We start from the raw sequence: 18,757 nt of genomic DNA, 5'->3' as shown, positions 1-18,757 counted from the left end.
CCTTACGTGATCTCCCCCGTGGTGCTGAACACCCTCGCACGCGCCACTGACAATCCGGCCCCGGGGCTCCGGGCGGGGGTCAGGAGACGGGCCGGGAATCGAGCCAGACCGACTCGAATTCCTCCCGATATGTCGCGAAAAGTCCGTTCTCACCGTCCCGGTCGGGGCCGTGCCCGGCGCGCACCACGTTCCGCCCGCCGCCGCGCAGCACCAGCACCGGCGCCTCCATGCCGCGCGCCTTGCGCAGATACGACTGGACGACGCCGACCCCGTCCGGGCCGTCCCCGTCGACCAGGTAGGCGGTGAAGCGCGGGGTCTCGTCGAAGACGTGGATCTGGAAGGCCCCCGGGTCGCGCAGGCTGGCCCGGACCCGCCGCATGTGCAGGATGTTCATCTCGACCGCGCGGCTCAGCTCGCCCTTCTTGATGCCCAGTTCCCGCTCGCGCCGCTTGACCGCGCTGCTGGCCGGGTTGAGGAAGAGCAGCCGGATCCGGCAGCCGGACTCGGCGAGCCGGATCATCCGGCGCCCGGAGAAGTTCTGCACCAGCAGGTTCAGGCCTATGCCCGTGGCGTCGAGCCGCCGGGCCCCGCCGAACAGGTCCTCGGCGGGCAGCTGCCGCTGGAGCCTGACCCGGTCGGGGTGGACGGAGACCACGTCGGCGTAGCGGTCGCCCACCAGGTCCTCGACGGCGTCCACCGGCAGCCGGTCGGCGGAGGGCACCCCCGCCCCGCTCCCGAGGATCTCCAGGAGCCGGGCGGAGGCCCGCTCGGACTGGGCCAGCACCGTCAGCGACAGGGCCCGGTTGCGGGAGACGACGTTGCGGGTCACCTCCAGCTCGTCCAGGGCCAGTTCGACCTCGCGCCGGTCGTCGAAGTAGGGCTCGAAGCACGGCCAGTGCTGGACCATCAGCTCCCGCAGCTGCGGGAGGGTGAGGAAGCTCAGCACGTTGTCGTCGGCCGGGTCGAGCAGATAGCCCTTGCGCCGCGAGACCTCGCGGACGGCCACCGCCCGCTGCACCCACTCCTGCCCGGCCGGCCCGGCGGCGGCCACCACCCACTCCTCGCCGTGCACCGGCTCGTACACCGGCCGCAGCACCGCCGCGACGACGGCCCGCAGCCGCTGCTCGACCAGGTTGAGCCAGATGTAGGCACGGCCGGCCCGCTGGGCCCGGGTGCGCACCTCGCTCCACGCCTCCGCGCCCCAGTCGAGCTCGGCCCCGATCTCCACCGGGCGGGCCACGGAGACCGCGCCGGGCGGCACGGCGGGCTCCGCCGGCTCCGACTCACGACCCGCGTCCCCTGGGGGCAGCTCCAGACCTCCCGAGCTCACCCGCGCACCGCCTTCTGCTCCCGGACACCCGGTCCGGCCGAGTGGACGACCCTCTGGCCGACTCTTCCCGACCGGCCTCTGACAACGATCAAGGAAGGGTACTCCGGGAGCGGGAGGCGATGCAGCAGGATCGACCGGCCCGTTGCTCAACTGCTCGGAACGGGGGCTCCGTTCTGCCCGGCGAGATCAGCCGGAGTGAGCGGATTCATAGCGGTTACGTCCCTGGGCGCGAGCTGGAATCCCTGCCAGTGGACCGGCATCGGCTGCTGGTCCTCGTCCCGGGCGATGTGGTGGAACCCGATGTTGACCCACACGGCCGGGTTGGTCAGGGTCTCCCCGTTGACCCACTTGTCGACGCTGTCGGGCGCGTTCGGGCCGCAGTTCAGGATGTTGTTGCTGGCGAACTGCTCACAGGCCCGCGCCTGGGTGAAGTAGACGTCGTGCCGGGTGAAGGGGCGGCCCGCGTAGCTGTTGGTGTGGCCGGGCACGATCTCGTACGAGCGGGCGTGGCCGTCCTTGTTCTTGCCGGTCGCGCTCACCACCCGCCACCAGCGCATGTTCTTCGCGTCCCCGGCGAGCTCCTTGGTGACCGCGGTGCGGGTGGTCTTCACGGTCGGGCCGCCGCCCGAGGCGGCCGGCGGGGTGACCTTGGAGTCGTACTGCTCGATCCGGCCCTTGGAGCTGCCGTCCAGGCCGAAGTCCAGCTTCCAGAAGACGTTGTGGGCGTGGCTGGTGGCGTAGTCGCGGGCGCCCTTGCCGATGGGCCAGCCGCGCCCGTCGGTGGCGTTGTAGTCGACCGGCGAGAGGCTGCCGGTGGCACCCACGTTGGCGCCTATGGTGCCGTCGGAGGAGAACCGCCACTCGGTGATGTACTCGTACCAGCCGACCTTGTTCACCGAGTAGACGAGCAGGTCCTTGCCCTGGGCCTGCCAGACCTTGCCGCCCTCGTCGGCGGCCATCCGGTAGGCGTGGCCGCGGGCCCGGGTGGTGGTGCACAGCCCGTTGACCTTGCCGACCTCGGGGACCTTCACCGAGGTGATGGTGCCGCCGGGACACTCGCCCGGCTTCAGGTTCTGCAGCCCCCAGCCGAAGCCGGCGCCGGTGAGGTCGTCGTACTCGGCGTTGCCGTCGTCGTACGGGACGTGGATCTGGGCCAGCTTGGCGCTGTTGAGGACCCGGATCGGGGCGGGCTCGCCGGGCGGCTGGTAGGTGACCTTGTCCAGGATCAGCCCGGAGTCGGTGGAGTAGCGCCAGCACATGCGCCAGACGGTCCCGCCGTCCAGCTTCTGCTCGATCCGGTAGGCGGCGGAGCAGTCGGCGGGCGGGGGCGCGGGCGCGGCGCTCACGGGGGTGGCCGCGGTGGTGGTGGCGACGGTGGTGCCGAGCAGGGCGCCGGCGGCGAGGACGGCGCCCCGCCTGCGGGCACGCCGAAGTCGCGGTACGGACATGGGTGCGTACTCCCTCGGTACGGATGTGCGGATGGTTCCCGGGACGGCGGTCGGCCCGGCCCGGCGGTGGTGCGGGCCGGCGGTCAGCCGACGCGGGTGACGGTGCGGGCGCTGAGGTCGACGACGAGGCCCCGGGTGTCGATCCAGGCGCCGTTGCGGACCTTGGTGACGAGCCGGACGCAGCGGTGCTCGCCGCACCGGGCGAGCGCCGCGGGGACCTTCGCCTCGCGGTAGGTGCGGTAGAGGTCGCCGTTGAACCAGAGCTGGTCCGCGGAGGTGAGCTCCTTGCCGGTGGCGTCCTTGTAGTCCTCCTTGACGCCCTTGCCGAGCGGGCTCGCCAGGATCAGCCCGAGGGCCGCGCGCAGCTCCTCGGGGTGGGCGGAGGGCTGCACCCCGCGCTGGGCGCCGGACTGCTCGACGGCCCCGGTGGCGAGGTTGACGGTGCGGGTGATGAGCTCGTCGCGGCCGTAGTCGTAGAAGCGGACGACGGCGCGGCGGGGGCCGCCGGCCTCCTCGCCGGGGAGGGGGTCGGCCAGCTCGGTGGCGAGGTGCTGGGGGCCCCGGCCGCCCGCCGCGTTCTTCTGGGCGGCGGCCCCGGGCGGGGTCAGCGCCAGGGCCTCGGCCCGCTTCAGCTCGTCGTCGGTGAGCGGGTCGGTGCCGATGCCCTTCGCACCCTCGGGCGGCGCCGAGGCGAGGGCCGCGGGGCCCGGCGCGGCACCGCCGCCGCCCGCTCCCCCGTCCGATCCGGTCCCCCCGGCGGCCCTGGCCTCCTGGCCCGGCGCGCGGCCCGGCGGCGCGTCGTCGGCGCCGGCGATGCCCGGCACCGCGACCGCGACGGCGATGGCGGTCCCCGTCACCGCCATGGCCGTACCCGCCACCACCTTGCCCAGGTGACGGCGCACTATTTCGTACACACTTCCCCCCTTGACGCAGGATTTCCCCTATTTCTGTGTGGTCACCCGGTAGGACGGGCGTAAGTCCTAGGAGGTTGCGCCTCTTTCGGGCAGGATCTGGCCGAAGTACACCCCTTGCAGCCGGATCAGAAGTGGAAGAGTTCGCCTATGCAGGTCTGGCCGGGACAGGCGTACCCCCTGGGCGCCACCTACGACGGCGCGGGAACGAATTTCGCGGTCTTCTCGGAGGCCGCGCACCGGATCGAGCTGTGTCTGGTCCATGACGACGGCTCGGAGACGGCGGTGGAGCTGCGCGAGACCGACGCCTTCGTGCGGCACGCCTATCTGCCGGGCGTGATGCCCGGCCAGCGGTACGGCTTCCGGGTCCACGGGCCGTACGCCCCGGAGCGGGGGCTGCGGTGCAACGCGGCGAAGCTGCTGCTCGACCCGTACGCGCGTGCGGTGTCGGGCGCGGTGCGGTGGGGCGAGTCGGTGTACGGCTACCCCTTCGGCCGGCCGGACGCCCGCAACGACCTGGACTCGGCGCCGGACACGATGACCTCGGTGGTGGTCAACCCGTACTTCGACTGGGGCGACGACCGGCGCCCGCGCACCGAGTACCACCACACGGTGATCTACGAGGCCCATGTGAAGGGCCTGACGATGCTCCACCCGGACCTGCCGGAGGAGCTGCGCGGCACCTACGCGGGGCTCGCGCACCCGGCGGTCATCGGCCACCTGAAGGAACTGGGCGTGACGGCGCTGGAGTTGATGCCGGTGCACCAGTTCGTCAACGACCACCGGCTGGTGGACGCGGGCCTGTCGAACTACTGGGGCTACAACACCATCGGCTTCTTCGCGCCGCACAACACGTACGCCTCCTGGGGCGACCGGGGCCAGCAGGTGCTGGAGTTCAAGTCGGCGGTGCGGGCGCTGCACCAGGCGGGCATCGAGGTGATCCTCGACGTGGTCTACAACCACACCGCCGAGGGCAACCACCTGGGGCCGACGCTCTCGTTCCGGGGGCTGGACAACCCCTCGTACTACCGGCTGGGCGACGATCCGCGCTTCTACACGGACACCACCGGCACCGGGAACTCGCTGCTGATGCGGTCCCCGCACGTGCTCCAGATGATCATGGACAGCCTGCGGTACTGGGTGACCGACATGCACGTGGACGGCTTCCGCTTCGACCTGGCGGCCACCCTGGCCCGCCAGTTCCACGAGGTGGACCGGCTCTCGTCCTTCTTCGACCTGGTGCAGCAGGATCCGGTGGTCAGCCAGGTGAAGCTGATCGCGGAGCCCTGGGACCTGGGCGAGGGCGGCTACCAGGTGGGCAACTTCCCGCCGCAGTGGGCCGAGTGGAACGGCAAGTACCGGGACTGCGTGCGGGACCTGTGGCGGGGCGAGCCGCGCACGCTCGCGGAGTTCGCCTCGCGGCTGACCGGCTCCTCGGACCTCTACCAGGACGACGGGCGGCGCCCGCTGGCCTCGGTCAACTTCGTGACCTGCCACGACGGTTTCACCCTGCGCGACCTCGTCTCGTACAACGACAAGCACAACGAGGCCAACGGCGAGGGCAACCGGGACGGCGAGAGCCACAACCGCTCCTGGAACTGCGGCGCCGAGGGCGACACCGACGACATCGGGATCGGCGAGCTGCGGGCCCGGCAGACCCGCAACTTCCTGGCGACGCTGATGCTGTCGCAGGGCGTGCCGATGCTCAGCCACGGCGACGAGTTCGGGCGCACCCAGGGCGGCAACAACAACGCCTACTGCCAGGACAACGAGGTGTCCTGGGTGCGCTGGCCCAAGCCGGGCGCCGAACCGGAGGCCACGCTGCTGGAGTTCACCCGGGCGATGGTGCGGCTGCGCCGGGAGCACCCGGTGTTCCGGCGCCGCCGCTTCTTCCACGGGCGCCCGGTGGAGGGCACCCACGACGAGCTCACCGACATCGCCTGGTTCACCCCCTCGGGCGGGGAGATGACCTCCCGTGACTGGCAGGCGGGCAACGCGCAGGCGCTGACCGTCTTCCTCAACGGGAACGCGATCTCCGAGCCGGGCCCGCAGGGCGAGCGGATCTCCGACGACTCCTTCCTGCTGATGTTCAACGCCTCGGCGCAGGAGCTGGAGTTCGAGGTGCCGGACAGCCACGGCGAGTGCTGGAAGGTCGTGGTGGACACCTCGCACCCGGAGGGGATGCCGCCGGAGGCGGGCCCGACCGTGACGGCGGGCGAGCGGGTGACGCTCGCCCCGCTCACGCTGACGGTGCTGCGACGGCCGGCCTGAGCTCCCCGGTCCGGGTCCGCACGGTCCAGGACAGCACGGCGCAGGCCAGGGCCGCCCCGGCCGCCACCGCGAAGGCGGCCGGGGCCCCGTGGGTGTCGGCGAGCGGGGCCGAGACGGCCAGCGCGAGGGCCTGGCCGCCGACGATGCCGCTGGTGAGGAAGGCCATGGACTCGGCGAGCCGGGCGGGCGGCACGATCCGCTCGGTGAGCCCGAAGACCGTGATGAGGTGCGGGGCGTAGGCCACGCCGAGGACGACGACACCCGCGTACAGGCCGCCCAGACTGTCGACGAGGACCAGCGGCGCGGCGAGCACCACCAGGGCGGCGGTGGCGGCGCGCCAGCGGGTTCCCAGGCCGATCCGGGCGGGCACGGCGGCCATCGCGAAACCGGCGGCGGCGCTCATCACGCCCATCGCGGCGTAGACGAGCCCGGCCTGGTCGGGGCTGCCGAGCCGCTCGGTGAGCGCGGTGATCCCGGCCTGGGACGCGCCGAACATCGCGCCCTGGAGGACCATCGTGAGCCGCAGGGCGTACGTGGCGGCGGGCAGCCGGGTCCGTTCGGCGGCACTCGTCCGGGTGGCACCGCCCAAATCCGCCGAGCGGGCGGTGGGGTGCAGGGCGAAGGCGGTGCCGCAGACCGCGAGGAGCGCGGCGGCGGTCAGCAGGGCGGCGGCCGGGTGGGCCAGGGAGGCGGCCAGGCCGACCAGGGCGGGGCCGAGGACGAAGGAGACCTCGTCGAGGGTGCCCTCGAAGGAGAGCACGGTGCCGACCGCCCGGTCGTCGGCGCCGGCCGCGCGGGCCAGGTTCACCGAGCGGGTCCGGGCGAGCGGGCCGATCTGCGGGACGGTCGCCCCGGCGAGCGCGCCGAGCGCCATGAGGAGCGGGGTGCCGGCCCGGTCGAGGGCGGCGAGCACCAGGGCCGTGACCGCGACGGCGTTGGCGAGCGCGGCGGCCAGCACCACGGGCCGCTGGCCGTGCCGGTCGGCGAGCCGTCCGATCAGCGGCCCGGCCAGGGTCTGTCCGGCGGCGAGCGCGCCGCCCGCGAGGCCCGCCGTGGTCAGCGAGCCGCTGGTCTCGGCGACCAGGAGCAGACTGCCGAGCTGGCACATGGCGGTGGGCAGCCGGCCGAGGAAGGAGACGACCGGCAGGACCGGTCCGAGCGGGGACAGCGTGGCGCGATACATCCGGAGCATCACGCGAACCTAACGCGATGCACTCGAACGGGCGCATGCGTCGATGACACAGAAGCCTCCGGGCCGGGTACGTACGTTCGCATGACGTCCTCCTCGCCGGGCCGGCCCGGACACCCCTCGTCCGAGCGGACGCTGCCCACCGCCACGTACCGCCTCCAGCTCCAGCCCGAGTTCCCCTTCGCCGCCGCCGAGCGGGCCGTGCCGTATCTGGCCGGGCTCGGGGTCTCGCACCTGCACCTGTCGCCGGTCCTTGAGGCCGTGCCCGGTTCGACGCACGGCTACGACGTGACCGACCCGCGCGCCGTCCGGGCCGAGCTGGGCGGCGAGGCGGGGCTGCGGGCGCTCGCCGCGACGGCCCGGGGGCACGGGCTGGGGCTGGTGCTCGACCTGGTGCCCAACCACATGGCGGCCTCGCCCCGGCACAACCCCGCGCTGCGGGAGGTGCTGCGGGACGGCCCCGGGTCCCCGTACGCCCGCTGGTTCGACATCGACTGGGCGGCGGGCGAGGGGCGGGTGCTGCTGCCGGTGCTGCCCGCCCGGCTGCCCGAGGTCCGGGACCGGATGCGGGTCGCCGACGGGGTCCTGGCCCTGGACGGGCAGGAGTTCCCGCTGCGCCCCGGCACCGAGGGGCTGCCGCTCGACGAGCTGCTGGACGCCCAGTGGTACCGGCTCGGCTGGTGGCGGCTGGCCCGCACGGAGCTCAACTACCGCCGCTTCTTCACGATCGCGGACCTGATCGGGGTGCGCGTCGAGGACCCGGAGGTCTTCGCCGCCACCCACGCGAAGGTCCTGGAGCTGGTCGCGGACGGCGTGGTGGAGGGGCTGCGCATCGACCACCCGGACGGGCTGGCCGACCCGGAGGGCTATCTGGAGCGGCTGGAGGCGGCGACCGGCGGGCGGTGCTGGACGGTGGTGGAGAAGATCCTCACCGGGCCCGAACCGCTGCCCGCCTCCTGGCCGGTGGCGGGCACCACCGGCTACGACGCGCTGCGGCAGCTCGACGGGGTGTTCACCGACCCGGCGGGCAGCGCGGAACTGGCCGAGGTCTACCGGGAGTTCGTGGGGCGGGCCGGGGACCGGGGCGGCTACTGGGAGGCGACCGCCCGGCGGGCCGCCTACAAGGTCGTCACCCATGAACTGTCGGCGGAGACCGCCGCGTTGACCCGGATCGCCGGGCGGATCTGCGCCGCCGAGCCGGAGTTGCGCGACCACGCGCCCTGGGCGCTGCACACGGCGGTGCGCGAGCTGCTGGTCCGGGTGCCGGTGTACCGGACCTACCGCGCGGGCGGCGAGCGGGTGCTGACCCCCGAGGCGGCGCGCGGCGCGAAGGCGGCGTTCGCGGTGCCGGAGGAGGCGACGGCGGTGGACACCGTGCGGGAGCTGGCGCTCGGGACGCTCGGCGACGGGCCGGACCACCTTGTGTTCCGGGCCCGGTTCGCGCAGACCTCCTCGGCACTGCGGGCCAAGTCCGTGGAGGACACCGCCTTCTACCGCTACACCCCGCTGCTCTCGGCCAACGAGGTGGGCGGCGACCCGGGCAGCCCCGCCGTGTCGCCCGAGGAGTTCCACACCTACTGCGCCCGCATCGCGCGCGACTGGCCGGGCACCGGGACGGTGCTGACCACCCACGACACCAAGCGCAGCGCGGACGTACGGGCCGGGATCGCGGTCCTCGCCCAGTGCCCGGGGCGCTGGGCCGACCTGCTGGCGGAGACCTCCGGGGTGCCCGCGCCCGATCCGCACCTGGCGTGGACGGCCTGGCAGACGGCCTTCGGCTTCGGCGCCCCTGACCCGGCGCGGCTCGGCCCTGCGGTGCTGAAGTCGGTGCGCGAGGCGGGGCTGCACACGAGCTGGACGGAGCCGGACGAGGCGTACGAGCGGGCGGTCGCCGAGTTCGTGGCCGCGGGCCCGGGGCGCGTCCCGCTGCGCACGGCGGCGCCCGCCGCGCTCGCCCTGGAGCCGCACATCCGCGCGCACGTGCTGGGCGCGACCCTGGTCCAGCTGACGATGCCGGGGGTGCCGGAGCTCTACCAGGGCACCGAGCGGGAGTACCGGGCCCTGGTGGACCCGGACAACCGGGCGCCCTTCGCGCCGGGCCCGGACGACGCCAAGACGGCGCTGGTGCGGGCGGCGCTCGGGCTGCGGCGGGCCCGGCCGGGCCTGTTCGGCCCGCTCTCGCTGTACCTCCCGGTGGCGGCCGAGGGCCCGGCCGCCCCGCACTGCCTCGCCTTCACCCGCTCGGGGCAGGTGCTCACCGCGGTGACCCGGCTGCCGCTGCGGCTGGCCGAGGCGGGCGGCTGGCGGGACACCGCGCTGCGGCTGCCGGAGGGCCGGTGGCTCGACCCGCTGGACGGGGGGCGGGAGTTCACCGGCGGGCCGGAGTCGCCGGTGCCGCTGGCGGAGCTCTTCGCGGCCCGGCCGGTGGGGCTGCTGGTGCGGGCGGAGTGAACCGCGGGGCGGCTCCGGAGCGGTCCTGGCCTCAGCCTCCCGGGCGGACCAGGAGGGTGCTGGGGGCGCGGGTGATCACGCCGGTCCAGCGGGGGCGGAAGCCGTCCGCCAGGCGGAGCCGGGGCATGGCCTGGAAGAGGGCGCGCAGGGCGTACTCCGCCTCCAGGGCCGCGAGGTCCACGGCCGGGCACAGCCCGCTGCCGTAGGTGAGCTGGCCGGGGTCGTCGCGCAGCGGGTCGAAGCGGTCCGGGTCGCGGAAGCGTTCCGGGTCGCGGCCCGCGGCGCCGATCAGCAGCGCTACCTGGGCGCCCGCGGGCAGCACGCCCGAGCCGGTGCGCACCTCGGCGCGGGTGCGGCGCATGACGATCTGGACCGGCGGGTCGCGGCGCAGCGACTCGGTCCAGGCGCGGGCGACCAGGCCCGCCGGGGCGTCCCGGAGCGCGGCGACCTGGTCAGGGTCGGCGAGGACGGCGGCGAGGAAGGCGGCCAGGGCCTTCTCGCGGACGCCTATCTGGCCGGTGCAGTGTCCGACGAGCGCGGACGCGGCCCGGCCCCGGACCAGCCTCATCATGTCCCGGTACGGCACGCCGACGGCGGCGGCGACGGTGCCGGCGGGCAGCCAGTGGCAGAACTCGGCGACCAGGTCGGCCTGCGGGCGGGCGGCGATCCGGCGGGCGAGGACGAACGCGGTGCGTTCGACGACGGCCCGCAGCTCGGCCTCGTCGCCGGCGGCCGGGCCGCCGTGGCTCGCGGCGCAGGGCGGGTCGCCGGGCCGGTGCCCGTGGGTGAAGCGGGTGTCGGTGAGGGCGCTCGCGACGTCGGCGTACCGGCTGAGCACCCAGGCCCGCAGCAGCGGGTCGTGGGTGAGCGGGAACTCCTCGCGGAGCACCCGGTAGACGCGGTACGGGTCGCGGGTGGCGCCCGGGTCCAGCGGACTCGGGGCGATCCGGCGGACGGTGCGGTCCCGGGGCGGGACGGCGGTCCCGCGCGGGGCCCGGGCCATCGCCGGAAGCGCGGCCCAGTGGTCCCGCCACGGCGCGGGGCCGGGCGGCGGGGGCACGTGGTCCGGGTGGCGCGTGCGGCCTGAGCTGTCCGGGCCTTGTGTGCGGTCCGCGTGGTCGGGGTGGTCCGCGTGGTCGGGGTGGTCCGCGTGGTCGGGGTGGTGCGTGCCTTGCGGGTGGATCGGGCCGTGCGGGTGGTGCGGTTGGTCCGGGTGGTGCGGATCGTCGCTCATCTCGCCCCCTCGTCGGTCAGCGGCGCGCGTCTCCCCAGCCGAACACCGAGCAGACCCGGTCGCAGCAGGTATACCGCCGTTCGGGTGATACATGGAGGGGTCGGCGCGTCAGTTCGGCGCGAGCCGGAAGTTCATCTGCCCGAAGCCCACCTGGTCGCCCGCGCGCACCACCACCGCACCCGTCACACGGCGCCCGTTGACCGTGGTGCCGTTGGTGGAGCCGAGGTCGCGGAGCACCCACAGACCGCTCTGGAGGGAGAGCTCGGCGTGCAGGCGGGAGACCGTCTCGTGGCTGAGACGCAGCCCGTTCACCGGGTCGCGGCCGATCCGCAGCGGCTGCGGGCCCGGCAGCGGCAGCAGCAGCTTCGGCAGCCGCTCGACCCGCCAGGCGCGCCGGACGCTCATGGTGAACGCGGACACCTTCTCGACCGCGCCCACCACCCGCCGGGTCCATGGCGGATCCGTCGTCAGGTCCGCGATGAGCAGGGCGAGTTCGTCCGAGCGGCGGGCGGCCAGCGCCCGCTCCATGCGGAACAGGAAGGTGTCGTGCGACAGGCGCCCCTGGGCCGCTCCCTCCCGGAGCACCGCGAGCGCGCGGTCCCGCTCGGCGTCGGTGAGCCGAGGGGCGTCCGGCCGCCCGGCCGGGAGCTCGAAGGGTGTCGTCACCTGACGATTGTCGGACGGACCGGCCCGAGGTGTCCAGAAGGGTCCCCCCGCCCCCCGGAAACTCGCGGGCGCCACGCCGACCTGCGCTGATACGGTCTGCCGATTCGACTACCAGGGGGACCCCCGTACATGACGTACACCGTTCGACCGCTCGCCGGACCCGACGAGCTCGCTCTCTTCCAGGGCCTCGACTACGTGCTCGACCACGAGCTCGCCGATGACCTGGCCACCGGCCGCCGCCGCCCCGACTGGATGTGGGTGGCGCTGGACGGCGACCGCCTGCTCGGGCGGATCGCCTGGTGGACCGGGAGGGAGGGCGCCGGCCCGCAGGCGCTCGACTTCTTCGACCTGGACCCGGCACTGCCGGCGGAGGAGGCGGCCGCGATCGGCCTGCGCCTCCTGGAGACGGCGACCGCCGCCGTCGTCCCGGCGGGCGCCCCGCGCCCCGAGTACGGCCGCTTCATCCCGGCCGACTGGCGCGAGGTCCCGGAGACCCGCGCGGCCCTGGAGGCCCTGTTCGGCGTGCTGACCGCCTCGGGCGCCCGCCCGCTGGTGGAGCGGCTGCGGCTGGAGTGGCGGGCGGGCACGCCCGTGCCGGCGCCCACCGGGCGGCTGGCGTTCCGGCCGGTCCGGGACCGCGAGGACCTGCTGGCGCTGATGACCCCGGTCATGGACGGCACCCTCGACGCGCACGGCCGGGCCGACCTGGCCTCCGGCCTCTCGCCGCGCGAGGCGGCCGAGCTGCACTACGACGAGGAGCTCGCGCACTACTCCACGCCCCGCGCGTGGTGGCGGATCGCGGAGCTGCCGGGCACCGGGGAGCCGGTCGGCTTCGTCGTCCCCGCGCGCAACAACTACCACCCGATCATCGCGTACATCGGCGTGCTGCCCGCCCATCGCGGCCACGGCTACATCGACGACCTGCTCGCCGAGGGCACCCGGGTCCTCGCCGCCGAGGACGTGCCCCGCATCCGGGCCGCCACCGACCTCGGCAACGTCCCCATGGCGAACTCCTTCGCCCGCACGGGGTACGCGACCTTCGAGCGCGCGGTCAACTACGTGTGGGACCGGCCGGCCGAAGAGAACCACGACCACCACTCCGGCCACGCGGCCCACGACGGCGACGACGGGCCCGGCAAGATCGCCGATGCGCCGGGCGGACCGGCCTCCTGACTGCCAGGATGGTCCCGTAGCCGTGGACGCGGGCGCGCGGACGGCGGAGCCGGCCTCCGGTGTCCGCGCGCCCTCGACGAGGGGACCCTCCCGTGCTGTTCGAGGTGTGGGCGCCGCAGGCCCGTGACCGGGTGACGCTGGAGCTGAACGGCACCGGCCACCCGCTGGAGCGGGACGCCGAGCGGCCCGGCTGGTGGAGCGGCGTCGCCCCGGCGGCCGACGGCGACCGCTACGGCTACTCCCTCGACGGCGGCCCGACGCTGCCCGACCCCCGGGCCCGGCGGCTGCCCGACGGCCCGGACGGCCTCGCCTCGGTCGTCGACCACGACGCGTACACCTGGCGCAACACGGCCCCCCGGCTGCGGCTGCGCGCCGGTGTGGTGTACGAGCTGCACGTCGGCACCTTCACCCCCGAGGGCACCCTGGACTCGGCGGCGGCCCGGCTCGGGGAGCTCGCCGGGCTCGGCGTCACCCATGTGGAGCTGATGCCGCTGTGCCCCTTCCCCGGAGTGCGCGGCTGGGGGTACGACGGGGTGGCGCCGTGGGCGGTGCACGAGCCGTACGGAGGGCCCGAGGCGCTCAAGCGCTTCGTCGACGCGGCGCACGGCCTCGGCCTCGGCGTGGTCCTCGACGTGGTCCACAACCACCTGGGCCCGTCCGGCAACCACCTGCCGTCCTTCGGCCCGTACTTCACCGACACCCACCACACCCCGTGGGGCGCGGCGGTCAACCTGGACGCGCCCGGCTCGGACGAGGTCCGCGCCTACCTCCTGGGCAGCGCGCTCGCCTGGCTGCGGGACTACCGGATCGACGGGCTGCGGCTGGACGCGGTGCACGCGCTCGCCGACACCCGGGCGCTCACCTTCCTGGAGGAGCTGTCGGCGGCCGTCGACGAGCTCGCCAGGGAGCAGGGCCGGCAGCACTTCCTGATCGCCGAGTCCGACGCGGGCGACCCGCGCACCACCACCCCCCGCCCGGCCGGCGGACTCGGCCTCCACGCGCAGTGGAACGACGACTTCCACCACGCCCTGCACACCGCCCTGACCGGCGAGTCGCAGGGCTACTACGGGGACTTCGCGCGCGCCCCGATGGCCGCGCTGGCCAAGACCCTGACCCGGGTCTTCTTCCACGACGGCACCTACTCCACCTTCCGGGGCCGCCACCACGGGCGCCCGGTGGACCGGGCCCGCACCCCCGCACACCGCTTCCTCGGCTACGCCCAGACCCACGACCAGATCGGCAACCGGGCCACCGGCGACCGCCTCGCGGCCTCCCTCTCCCCCGGGCTGCTCGCCTGCGCGGCGGCGCTGGTGCTGACCGGCCCCTCGGTGCCGATGCTGTTCATGGGCGAGGAGTGGGGGGCCGGGACCCCCTGGATGTACTTCACCGACCACACCGACCCCGAGCTCGCCGAGGCCGTACGGCGGGGCCGGCGCCGGGAGTTCGCGGCGCACGGCTGGGCCGAGGAGGACGTCCCCGACCCGCAGGACCCCGCCACCCGCGACCGCTCGGTCCTGGACCGCTCCGAGCGCGAACGCGAGCCGCACAAGCGGCTGCTGACCTGGTACCGGGAGCTGATCGCGCTGCGCCGCACCCTCCCGGACCTGACCGACCCGGACCTGGCCGGGGTGAAGGTCGCCTTCGACGAGGAGGCCCGCTGGCTGGTGTTCCGGCGCGGCGAGGTCCGCGTGGCGGTCAACCTGGCCGGGACGCCGGCCCGCCTCCCGCTCGGCTCCCACGGGCGCGACCGGGTCCTCGCCGCCTGGGAGCGGACCGAACCGCCGGGCCCGGACGGCGTGCTGCGCCTGCCCGCCGAGTCGGCGGTGGTCCTCACGGACGGGTGAGCGGCCGAGGCCCGCCCCGGCGCGCTGCGGCGTCAACCCGTGGCGGCCCGGGTGAACCGGGCCTGACCTGCCGTTTCCCGCGCCGTGCGGGGACGGGGCGGCCGCTCCCGCTAGACACGTGCGGCATGAAGGACTTCCGTTCGATCCCCACCGCTCCCCGCGCCCTGCCCCTGCTCGGGCACGTGGTGCCGCTGCTGCGGGACCCCCTGGCCTTCCTGACCGCGCTGCCCGCCCTCGGGGAGCTGGTCCGCGTCCGGCTCGGCCCGATCGGCGTCGTCGTGATCTGCGACCCGGAGCTGACCCGGCAGGCGCTGCTCGACGACCGCACGTTCGACAAGGGCGGGCCGCTCTACGACCGGCTGCGCGAGGTGATCGGCAACGGCGTGATCTCCTGCCCGCACCAGGACCACCGGCGGCTGCGGCGGCTGTCCCAGCCCGCCTTCCACCCGGGCCGGCTCCCGGACTACGCGCGGGCGATGACCGACCGCACCCGGGAGACGACCGACGCCTGGCGCCCCGGCCAGGTCCTGGACGTGCCCGCCGAGATGCTGCGGGTCAGCGCCGCCATCGCCACCGCCACACTGTTCTCCGACGCCCTGTCCCCGGCCGCCCACGGACGGCTCCTCGGCGACGTCACCACCGTCGTCCAGAGCCTCTACCGGCGGATGCTCATGGTGCCGCCGCTGGACCGGCTGCCGCTCCCCGGCAACCGCGCCCACCTCGGCGCCCGGACCCGGCTGCACGCCGCCGTCGAGGAGGTCATCGCCGCGCGCCGCGCCGACCCCACCGACTACGGCGACCTGCTCTCGGCGCTGGTGGCGGCGCACGACCCGGAGGATCCGGAGGACGGGCGGCCCGGCATGAGCGGCACCGAGATCGTCGACACGGTGGTCTCCTTCTTCCTGGCCGGGATCGAGAGCACCGCCGCCACCCTCACCTCGGCGCTGGACCTGCTGGCCCGGCACCCCGAGGTCGAGCAGCGGCTGCACGCCGAGGTGGACGCCGTCCTCGACGGCGCGCCCGCCACCCACGAGGACCTGCCGAGGCTGCCGCTGACCGGGCGGATCGTCACCGAGACGCTGCGGCTGCGCCCACCGGGCTGGTTCTTCACCCGGGCGGTCACCGCCGACACGGAGCTGGGCGGCCACCGGCTGCCGCGCGGCACCAGCGTCGCGTACAGCCCCTATCTGATCCACCACCGGCCCGAGCTCTATCCGGACCCGACCCGCTTCGACCCGGACCGCTGGGACCCGGAGCGCCCGCAGCCGCCCCGGCACGCCTTCCTGCCCTTCGCGCTGGGCGCCCGCAAGTGCGTCGGAGACACCTTCAGCATGATCGAGACGAGCCTGGTGCTGGCGACCGTCGCGAGCCGCTGGCGGCTGGAGTCCGTGGCCGGTCACCCGGGCCGGCTGGCGCCTTCGGTGACGCTGGAGATGCGCGACCTGCGGCTGCGGGCGGTCACTCGACGATCGCCATCTCCCGGGGAGTGACGTTGAAGCGGCGGCCGGTGCCGTCCTCGGTGAGGGTCACGATGTCCTCGATCCGGACGCCGAAGCGGCCGGGCAGGTAGACACCGGGCTCGATGGAGAAGCACATGCCGGGGACGACCGGCCGCTCCTCGCCCTCGATCATGTACGGCGGCTCGTGGGTGGTGACGCCGATGCCGTGGCCGGTGCGGTGGATGAAGTACTCGCCGTAGCCCGCGTCGGCGATGACCGCGCGGGCGGCCCGGTCGACGTCCTGGCAGGCGATCCCGGCGCGGACCGCCTCGAACCCGGCCTGCTGGGCCTCCCGTACCAGGTCGTGGACGCGCCGCTCCTCGTCGGTCGGCTCGCCGACGTGGACGGTGCGGGTGGTGTCGGAGCCGTAGCCGTGCTTGAGCCCGCCGAAGTCGAGGACGACCATGTCGCCGTGCTCGATCACCCGGTCCCCGGCCTCGTGGTGCGGGTTGGCGCCGTTGGGCCCGGAGCCGACGACGGTGAAGTCGACCTGGGAGTGCCCGAACTCCAGCAGCAGCCGGGCCAGGTCGGCGGCGACCTCGGTCTCCTTCCGGCCCGCGAAGCGCACCATGAGGATCTCGCCGTACGCCCGGTCGGCGGCGGCCCCGGCGGCGGCGATCCGGGCCAGCTCGTGCGCGTCCTTGACCGCGCGCAGCATCGGCAGGGCCTGGGTGAGGGAGACGTACGAGCTGCCGGGCAGCGCCCGCTGGAGGCCGAGCAGGTGCATGGCCCAGGCGTTGTCGCTGACGCCGAAGCGCCCCGAGGCGTCCAGCAGCGGGGCGGTGACGGCGTACGGGTCCCTGCCGTCGGTCCAGTCGCGCAGGGTCAGCGCGGGCGCGCCGACGGCCTTCGCGGCGTCCGGGGCCTCCAGGGTGGGCACGACGAGCACCGGGTCGCGGCCGGGGGCGATGACGAGGACGGTGAGCCGCTCGGTGATCGCGGTGGGCTGGTAGCCGGTCAGATAGACCAGGTCGGGACCGGGGGCGACGAGCACCCCGGCGAGTCCCGCCTCGGCCGCGGAGTCGGCGGCGCGGGCCATCCTGGCCCGGTAGTCCTCGGCGGTGAAGGGCGTGGGCGCGGTGCTCTCGGGCATGGGCGGTCTCCTCCTCGCGACGTACGCCATCCTGCCCGGCCCCCGGGGCGGGCGCGACCCCGGACGACCCGGGGGCCGGGGGCCGCCGGTGCGTCAGGTGGCGACCGAGAGGAGGTCCACGACGAAGACGAGCGTGGAGCCCGGCGGGATCGCGGGCGTGGGGGACGCGTCGCCGTAGCCGAGGCGCGGGGGCACGGTGATCTCGCGCCGGCCGCCGACCCGCATCCCCCGGATGCCCCGGTCCCAGCCCTTGATGACCCGGCCGCCGCCGAGGGCGAACTTGAAGGGCGTGCCCCGGTCCCAGGAGGCGTCGAACTCCCGGCCCGACGCGAAGGCGACCCCCACGTAGTGGACCCGGACGACATTGCCCGGGCGGGCCTCGGGGCCGTCTCCGACGACGAGGTCCCGGACGGTCAGCTCGGTGGGCGCGGGGCCCTCCGGGCGGGCGATCTCGGGCCTGGTCGGTTCGTGCGCGCCGCCGTCTGTGCTGTTCATGCGGCCCACGCTACCCAGGATCGCCGGGGCGGTCCTCAGGGGCCGTCGGGGTGGCGCACGATGAGCCGTTCCAGGAGGTCCTGGAAGTCGTCGCCGACCACGATCCGGAGCTGCCCGTCCTCCTCCGCGTGCTCGCTGAGCTGGGTGAGCGTGCCGTCCCGCCACCAGAAGACGTACGGGCTGATGGCGCCGGGCGTGTCCTCGTAGCCGGAGGCGGCGAAGGAGGCCATCGCGCCCAGCGCGGGCACGACGCTGGTGTCGCGGATGGGGTGGAAGGCGAGCTGGTGCCGGAAGGGCAGGGCGACCAGCGCCCCGTCCTCGCCGAGCGGCCGGCCGGTGACCCGGCGGACGACGGCGTCGAGGTCGAGGACGCGGCTGGCGGTGTAGAAGGAGTCGCCGAGGACGACCTCGAAGCGCATCCCGTCGGCGTCCTTGACGGTCTCGTGGCCCTCGACGGGCAGGTCGCGCAGGTTGCGCAGGGCCCGCTCGCGCAGCCGGGCGGGATCGCCGAGGCGCTCCAGCGCCTCGTCGGTGAGGGTCATCACGCTCTCCGGCAGGTCGAGCGCGAGCACCTCGTAGAGCCCGGGGGCGACCGTGCGGGCGTAGCCGAAGGTGCCGGGGTCGATGCCCTCGGCGCTGACCACCCTCGGGTAGAGCTGGGCGCGGATCTGCTCGGGCGGCAGGGTGTCCAGGGCCGAGGGCCCGTCCAGGGCGCGCACCCACAGGCGGACGTGCCGGCGGACCAGCCCGGGCCAGACGTGGGTGCCGCGCGGGTCCTGGTGGCAGACGGCGGCGAGGGTGCCGAGGCCGAAACGGCGCCCGGAGTCGTCGGTGACGGCGTCGGCGTAGACGGTCACTTCGAGGCCGAGTTCCGCGAAGGCCTCGCGGACCCGGCCTCGGAAGAGCGCGGCCTCGCGCTCGGAGAGGTACGAGAACGCCGGGTCCCTGGGCGCGTCCTCGTCGTCCCTCCTGGGCCCTCGCCGGAACCACCCCACGTCCGTCCGCCTCTCGTCGCCGTGTCCGCCATCCGTGCCGTGCGTGCCGTGCCGTGTGTTCCGTGCGTGCCGTGCCGTGCCGTGCGGGTCAGCCTAGCGACTGGCCGGTGCCGGGGCACCGAGTCGGGCGGCCAACTCGGCGTCCGGACAGCCGGGTT

At 74.9% G+C, this 18,757-nt stretch carries 14 protein-coding genes; 5 read left to right on the top strand and 9 right to left on the bottom strand.

From position 1 onward, the window contains the following. Positions 1–79 precede the first annotated feature (79 nt). The 3 genes from ACZ6J5_RS16345 to ACZ6J5_RS16335 form a co-directional block, all read right to left on the bottom strand. On the bottom strand, positions 80–1,330 hold the full coding sequence (locus ACZ6J5_RS16345) for an SAV2148 family HEPN domain-containing protein (protein ID WP_469391903.1): 1,251 nt from the start codon (positions 1,328–1,330) through the stop codon (positions 80–82). 146 nt (positions 1,331–1,476) lie between these two features. Then, positions 1,477–2,778: a copper amine oxidase gene (locus tag ACZ6J5_RS16340; RefSeq protein WP_469391901.1), complete on the bottom strand. Its 1,302-nt coding sequence runs from the start codon at positions 2,776–2,778 to the stop codon at positions 1,477–1,479. An 83-nt stretch (positions 2,779–2,861) separates the two neighbouring features. Further along, positions 2,862–3,692 (bottom strand): Tat pathway signal sequence domain protein, encoded by an 831-nt coding sequence (locus tag ACZ6J5_RS16335; protein ID WP_469391899.1) that lies wholly within the window; start codon positions 3,690–3,692, stop codon positions 2,862–2,864. A gap of 147 nt (positions 3,693–3,839) precedes the next feature. Here ACZ6J5_RS16335 and glgX point away from each other — a divergent pair, with 147 nt between their 5' ends. Further along, positions 3,840–5,960 carry a glycogen debranching protein GlgX gene (gene glgX / locus ACZ6J5_RS16330; RefSeq protein ID WP_469391897.1) on the top strand — a complete coding sequence of 707 codons (2,121 nt, stop codon included), beginning with the start codon at positions 3,840–3,842 and terminating at the stop codon, positions 5,958–5,960. Here glgX and ACZ6J5_RS16325 read toward each other — a convergent pair. Beyond that, a complete protein-coding gene (locus tag ACZ6J5_RS16325; protein WP_469392162.1) occupies positions 5,929–7,143 on the bottom strand; it encodes an MFS transporter in 1,215 nt (404 codons plus the stop codon). The genes glgX and ACZ6J5_RS16325 overlap by 32 nt on opposite strands. A 90-nt stretch (positions 7,144–7,233) precedes the next feature. On the opposite strand from ACZ6J5_RS16325, the gene treY reads away from it, so the two are divergent. Further along, complete coding sequence (treY, locus tag ACZ6J5_RS16320) at positions 7,234–9,600, top strand: malto-oligosyltrehalose synthase (RefSeq protein WP_469391895.1); 2,367 nt, start codon at positions 7,234–7,236, stop codon at positions 9,598–9,600. Between the two features lie 31 nt (positions 9,601–9,631). Here the strand turns inward: treY and ACZ6J5_RS16315 are convergent, their stop codons facing one another. Further along, positions 9,632–10,834, bottom strand: a complete 1,203-nt coding sequence (locus ACZ6J5_RS16315) for a cytochrome P450 (protein WP_469391894.1) — start codon at positions 10,832–10,834, stop codon at positions 9,632–9,634. Between the two features lie 108 nt (positions 10,835–10,942). Then, on the bottom strand, positions 10,943–11,500 hold the full coding sequence (locus ACZ6J5_RS16310) for an FHA domain-containing protein (protein WP_469391892.1): 558 nt from the start codon (positions 11,498–11,500) through the stop codon (positions 10,943–10,945). A 129-nt stretch (positions 11,501–11,629) separates the two neighbouring features. Between ACZ6J5_RS16310 and ACZ6J5_RS16305 the strand changes: the two genes are divergently transcribed. From ACZ6J5_RS16305 to ACZ6J5_RS16295, 3 genes are all read left to right on the top strand, one after another. Continuing rightward, entirely contained in the window at positions 11,630–12,673 is a 1,044-nt protein-coding gene (locus ACZ6J5_RS16305; RefSeq protein ID WP_469391890.1) for a GNAT family N-acetyltransferase, read from the top strand. 92 nt (positions 12,674–12,765) lie between these two features. Continuing rightward, positions 12,766–14,517, top strand: coding sequence for a malto-oligosyltrehalose trehalohydrolase (gene treZ, locus ACZ6J5_RS16300; protein WP_469391888.1), 1,752 nt, complete (start codon positions 12,766–12,768; stop codon positions 14,515–14,517). 125 nt (positions 14,518–14,642) lie between these two features. Continuing rightward, complete coding sequence (locus ACZ6J5_RS16295) at positions 14,643–16,007, top strand: cytochrome P450 (protein WP_469391886.1); 1,365 nt, start codon at positions 14,643–14,645, stop codon at positions 16,005–16,007. On the opposite strand, the gene ACZ6J5_RS16290 is transcribed toward ACZ6J5_RS16295, so the two are convergent. From ACZ6J5_RS16290 to ACZ6J5_RS16280, 3 genes are all read right to left on the bottom strand, one after another. Then, positions 15,976–17,109: an aminopeptidase P family protein gene (locus ACZ6J5_RS16290; RefSeq protein ID WP_469391884.1), complete on the bottom strand. Its 1,134-nt coding sequence runs from the start codon at positions 17,107–17,109 to the stop codon at positions 15,976–15,978. The two genes, ACZ6J5_RS16295 and ACZ6J5_RS16290, sit on opposite strands and share 32 nt — an antisense overlap. A 93-nt stretch (positions 17,110–17,202) precedes the next feature. Continuing rightward, on the bottom strand, positions 17,203–17,604 hold the full coding sequence (locus ACZ6J5_RS16285) for an FKBP-type peptidyl-prolyl cis-trans isomerase (RefSeq protein WP_469391883.1): 402 nt from the start codon (positions 17,602–17,604) through the stop codon (positions 17,203–17,205). Positions 17,605–17,639: 35 nt separating this feature from the next. Then, on the bottom strand, positions 17,640–18,599 hold the full coding sequence (locus tag ACZ6J5_RS16280; protein ID WP_469391881.1) for a DUF1444 domain-containing protein: 960 nt from the start codon (positions 18,597–18,599) through the stop codon (positions 17,640–17,642). Positions 18,600–18,757: the final 158 nt, after the last annotated feature.

It is taken from the genome of Streptomyces sp. NPDC042100, from assembly GCF_055582325.1.
Note: the sequence above shows the minus strand (reverse complement) of the source record. Positions and strands in the feature narration are given on the sequence as shown.

Coding starts and splice junctions, on each gene's coding strand:
- ACZ6J5_RS16340 (WP_469391901.1), bottom strand. CDS start 2,778: ATGTCCGTACCGCGACTTCGGCGTGCCCGCAGGCGGGGCGCCGTCCTC.
- glgX (WP_469391897.1), top strand. CDS start 3,840: ATGCAGGTCTGGCCGGGACAGGCGTACCCCCTGGGCGCCACCTACGAC.
- ACZ6J5_RS16325 (WP_469392162.1), bottom strand. CDS start 7,143: ATGTATCGCGCCACGCTGTCCCCGCTCGGACCGGTCCTGCCGGTCGTC.
- treY (WP_469391895.1), top strand. CDS start 7,234: ATGACGTCCTCCTCGCCGGGCCGGCCCGGACACCCCTCGTCCGAGCGG.
- ACZ6J5_RS16315 (WP_469391894.1), bottom strand. CDS start 10,834: ATGAGCGACGATCCGCACCACCCGGACCAACCGCACCACCCGCACGGC.
- ACZ6J5_RS16305 (WP_469391890.1), top strand. CDS start 11,630: ATGACGTACACCGTTCGACCGCTCGCCGGACCCGACGAGCTCGCTCTC.
- ACZ6J5_RS16295 (WP_469391886.1), top strand. CDS start 14,643: ATGAAGGACTTCCGTTCGATCCCCACCGCTCCCCGCGCCCTGCCCCTG.
- ACZ6J5_RS16290 (WP_469391884.1), bottom strand. CDS start 17,109: ATGCCCGAGAGCACCGCGCCCACGCCCTTCACCGCCGAGGACTACCGG.
- ACZ6J5_RS16285 (WP_469391883.1), bottom strand. CDS start 17,604: ATGAACAGCACAGACGGCGGCGCGCACGAACCGACCAGGCCCGAGATC.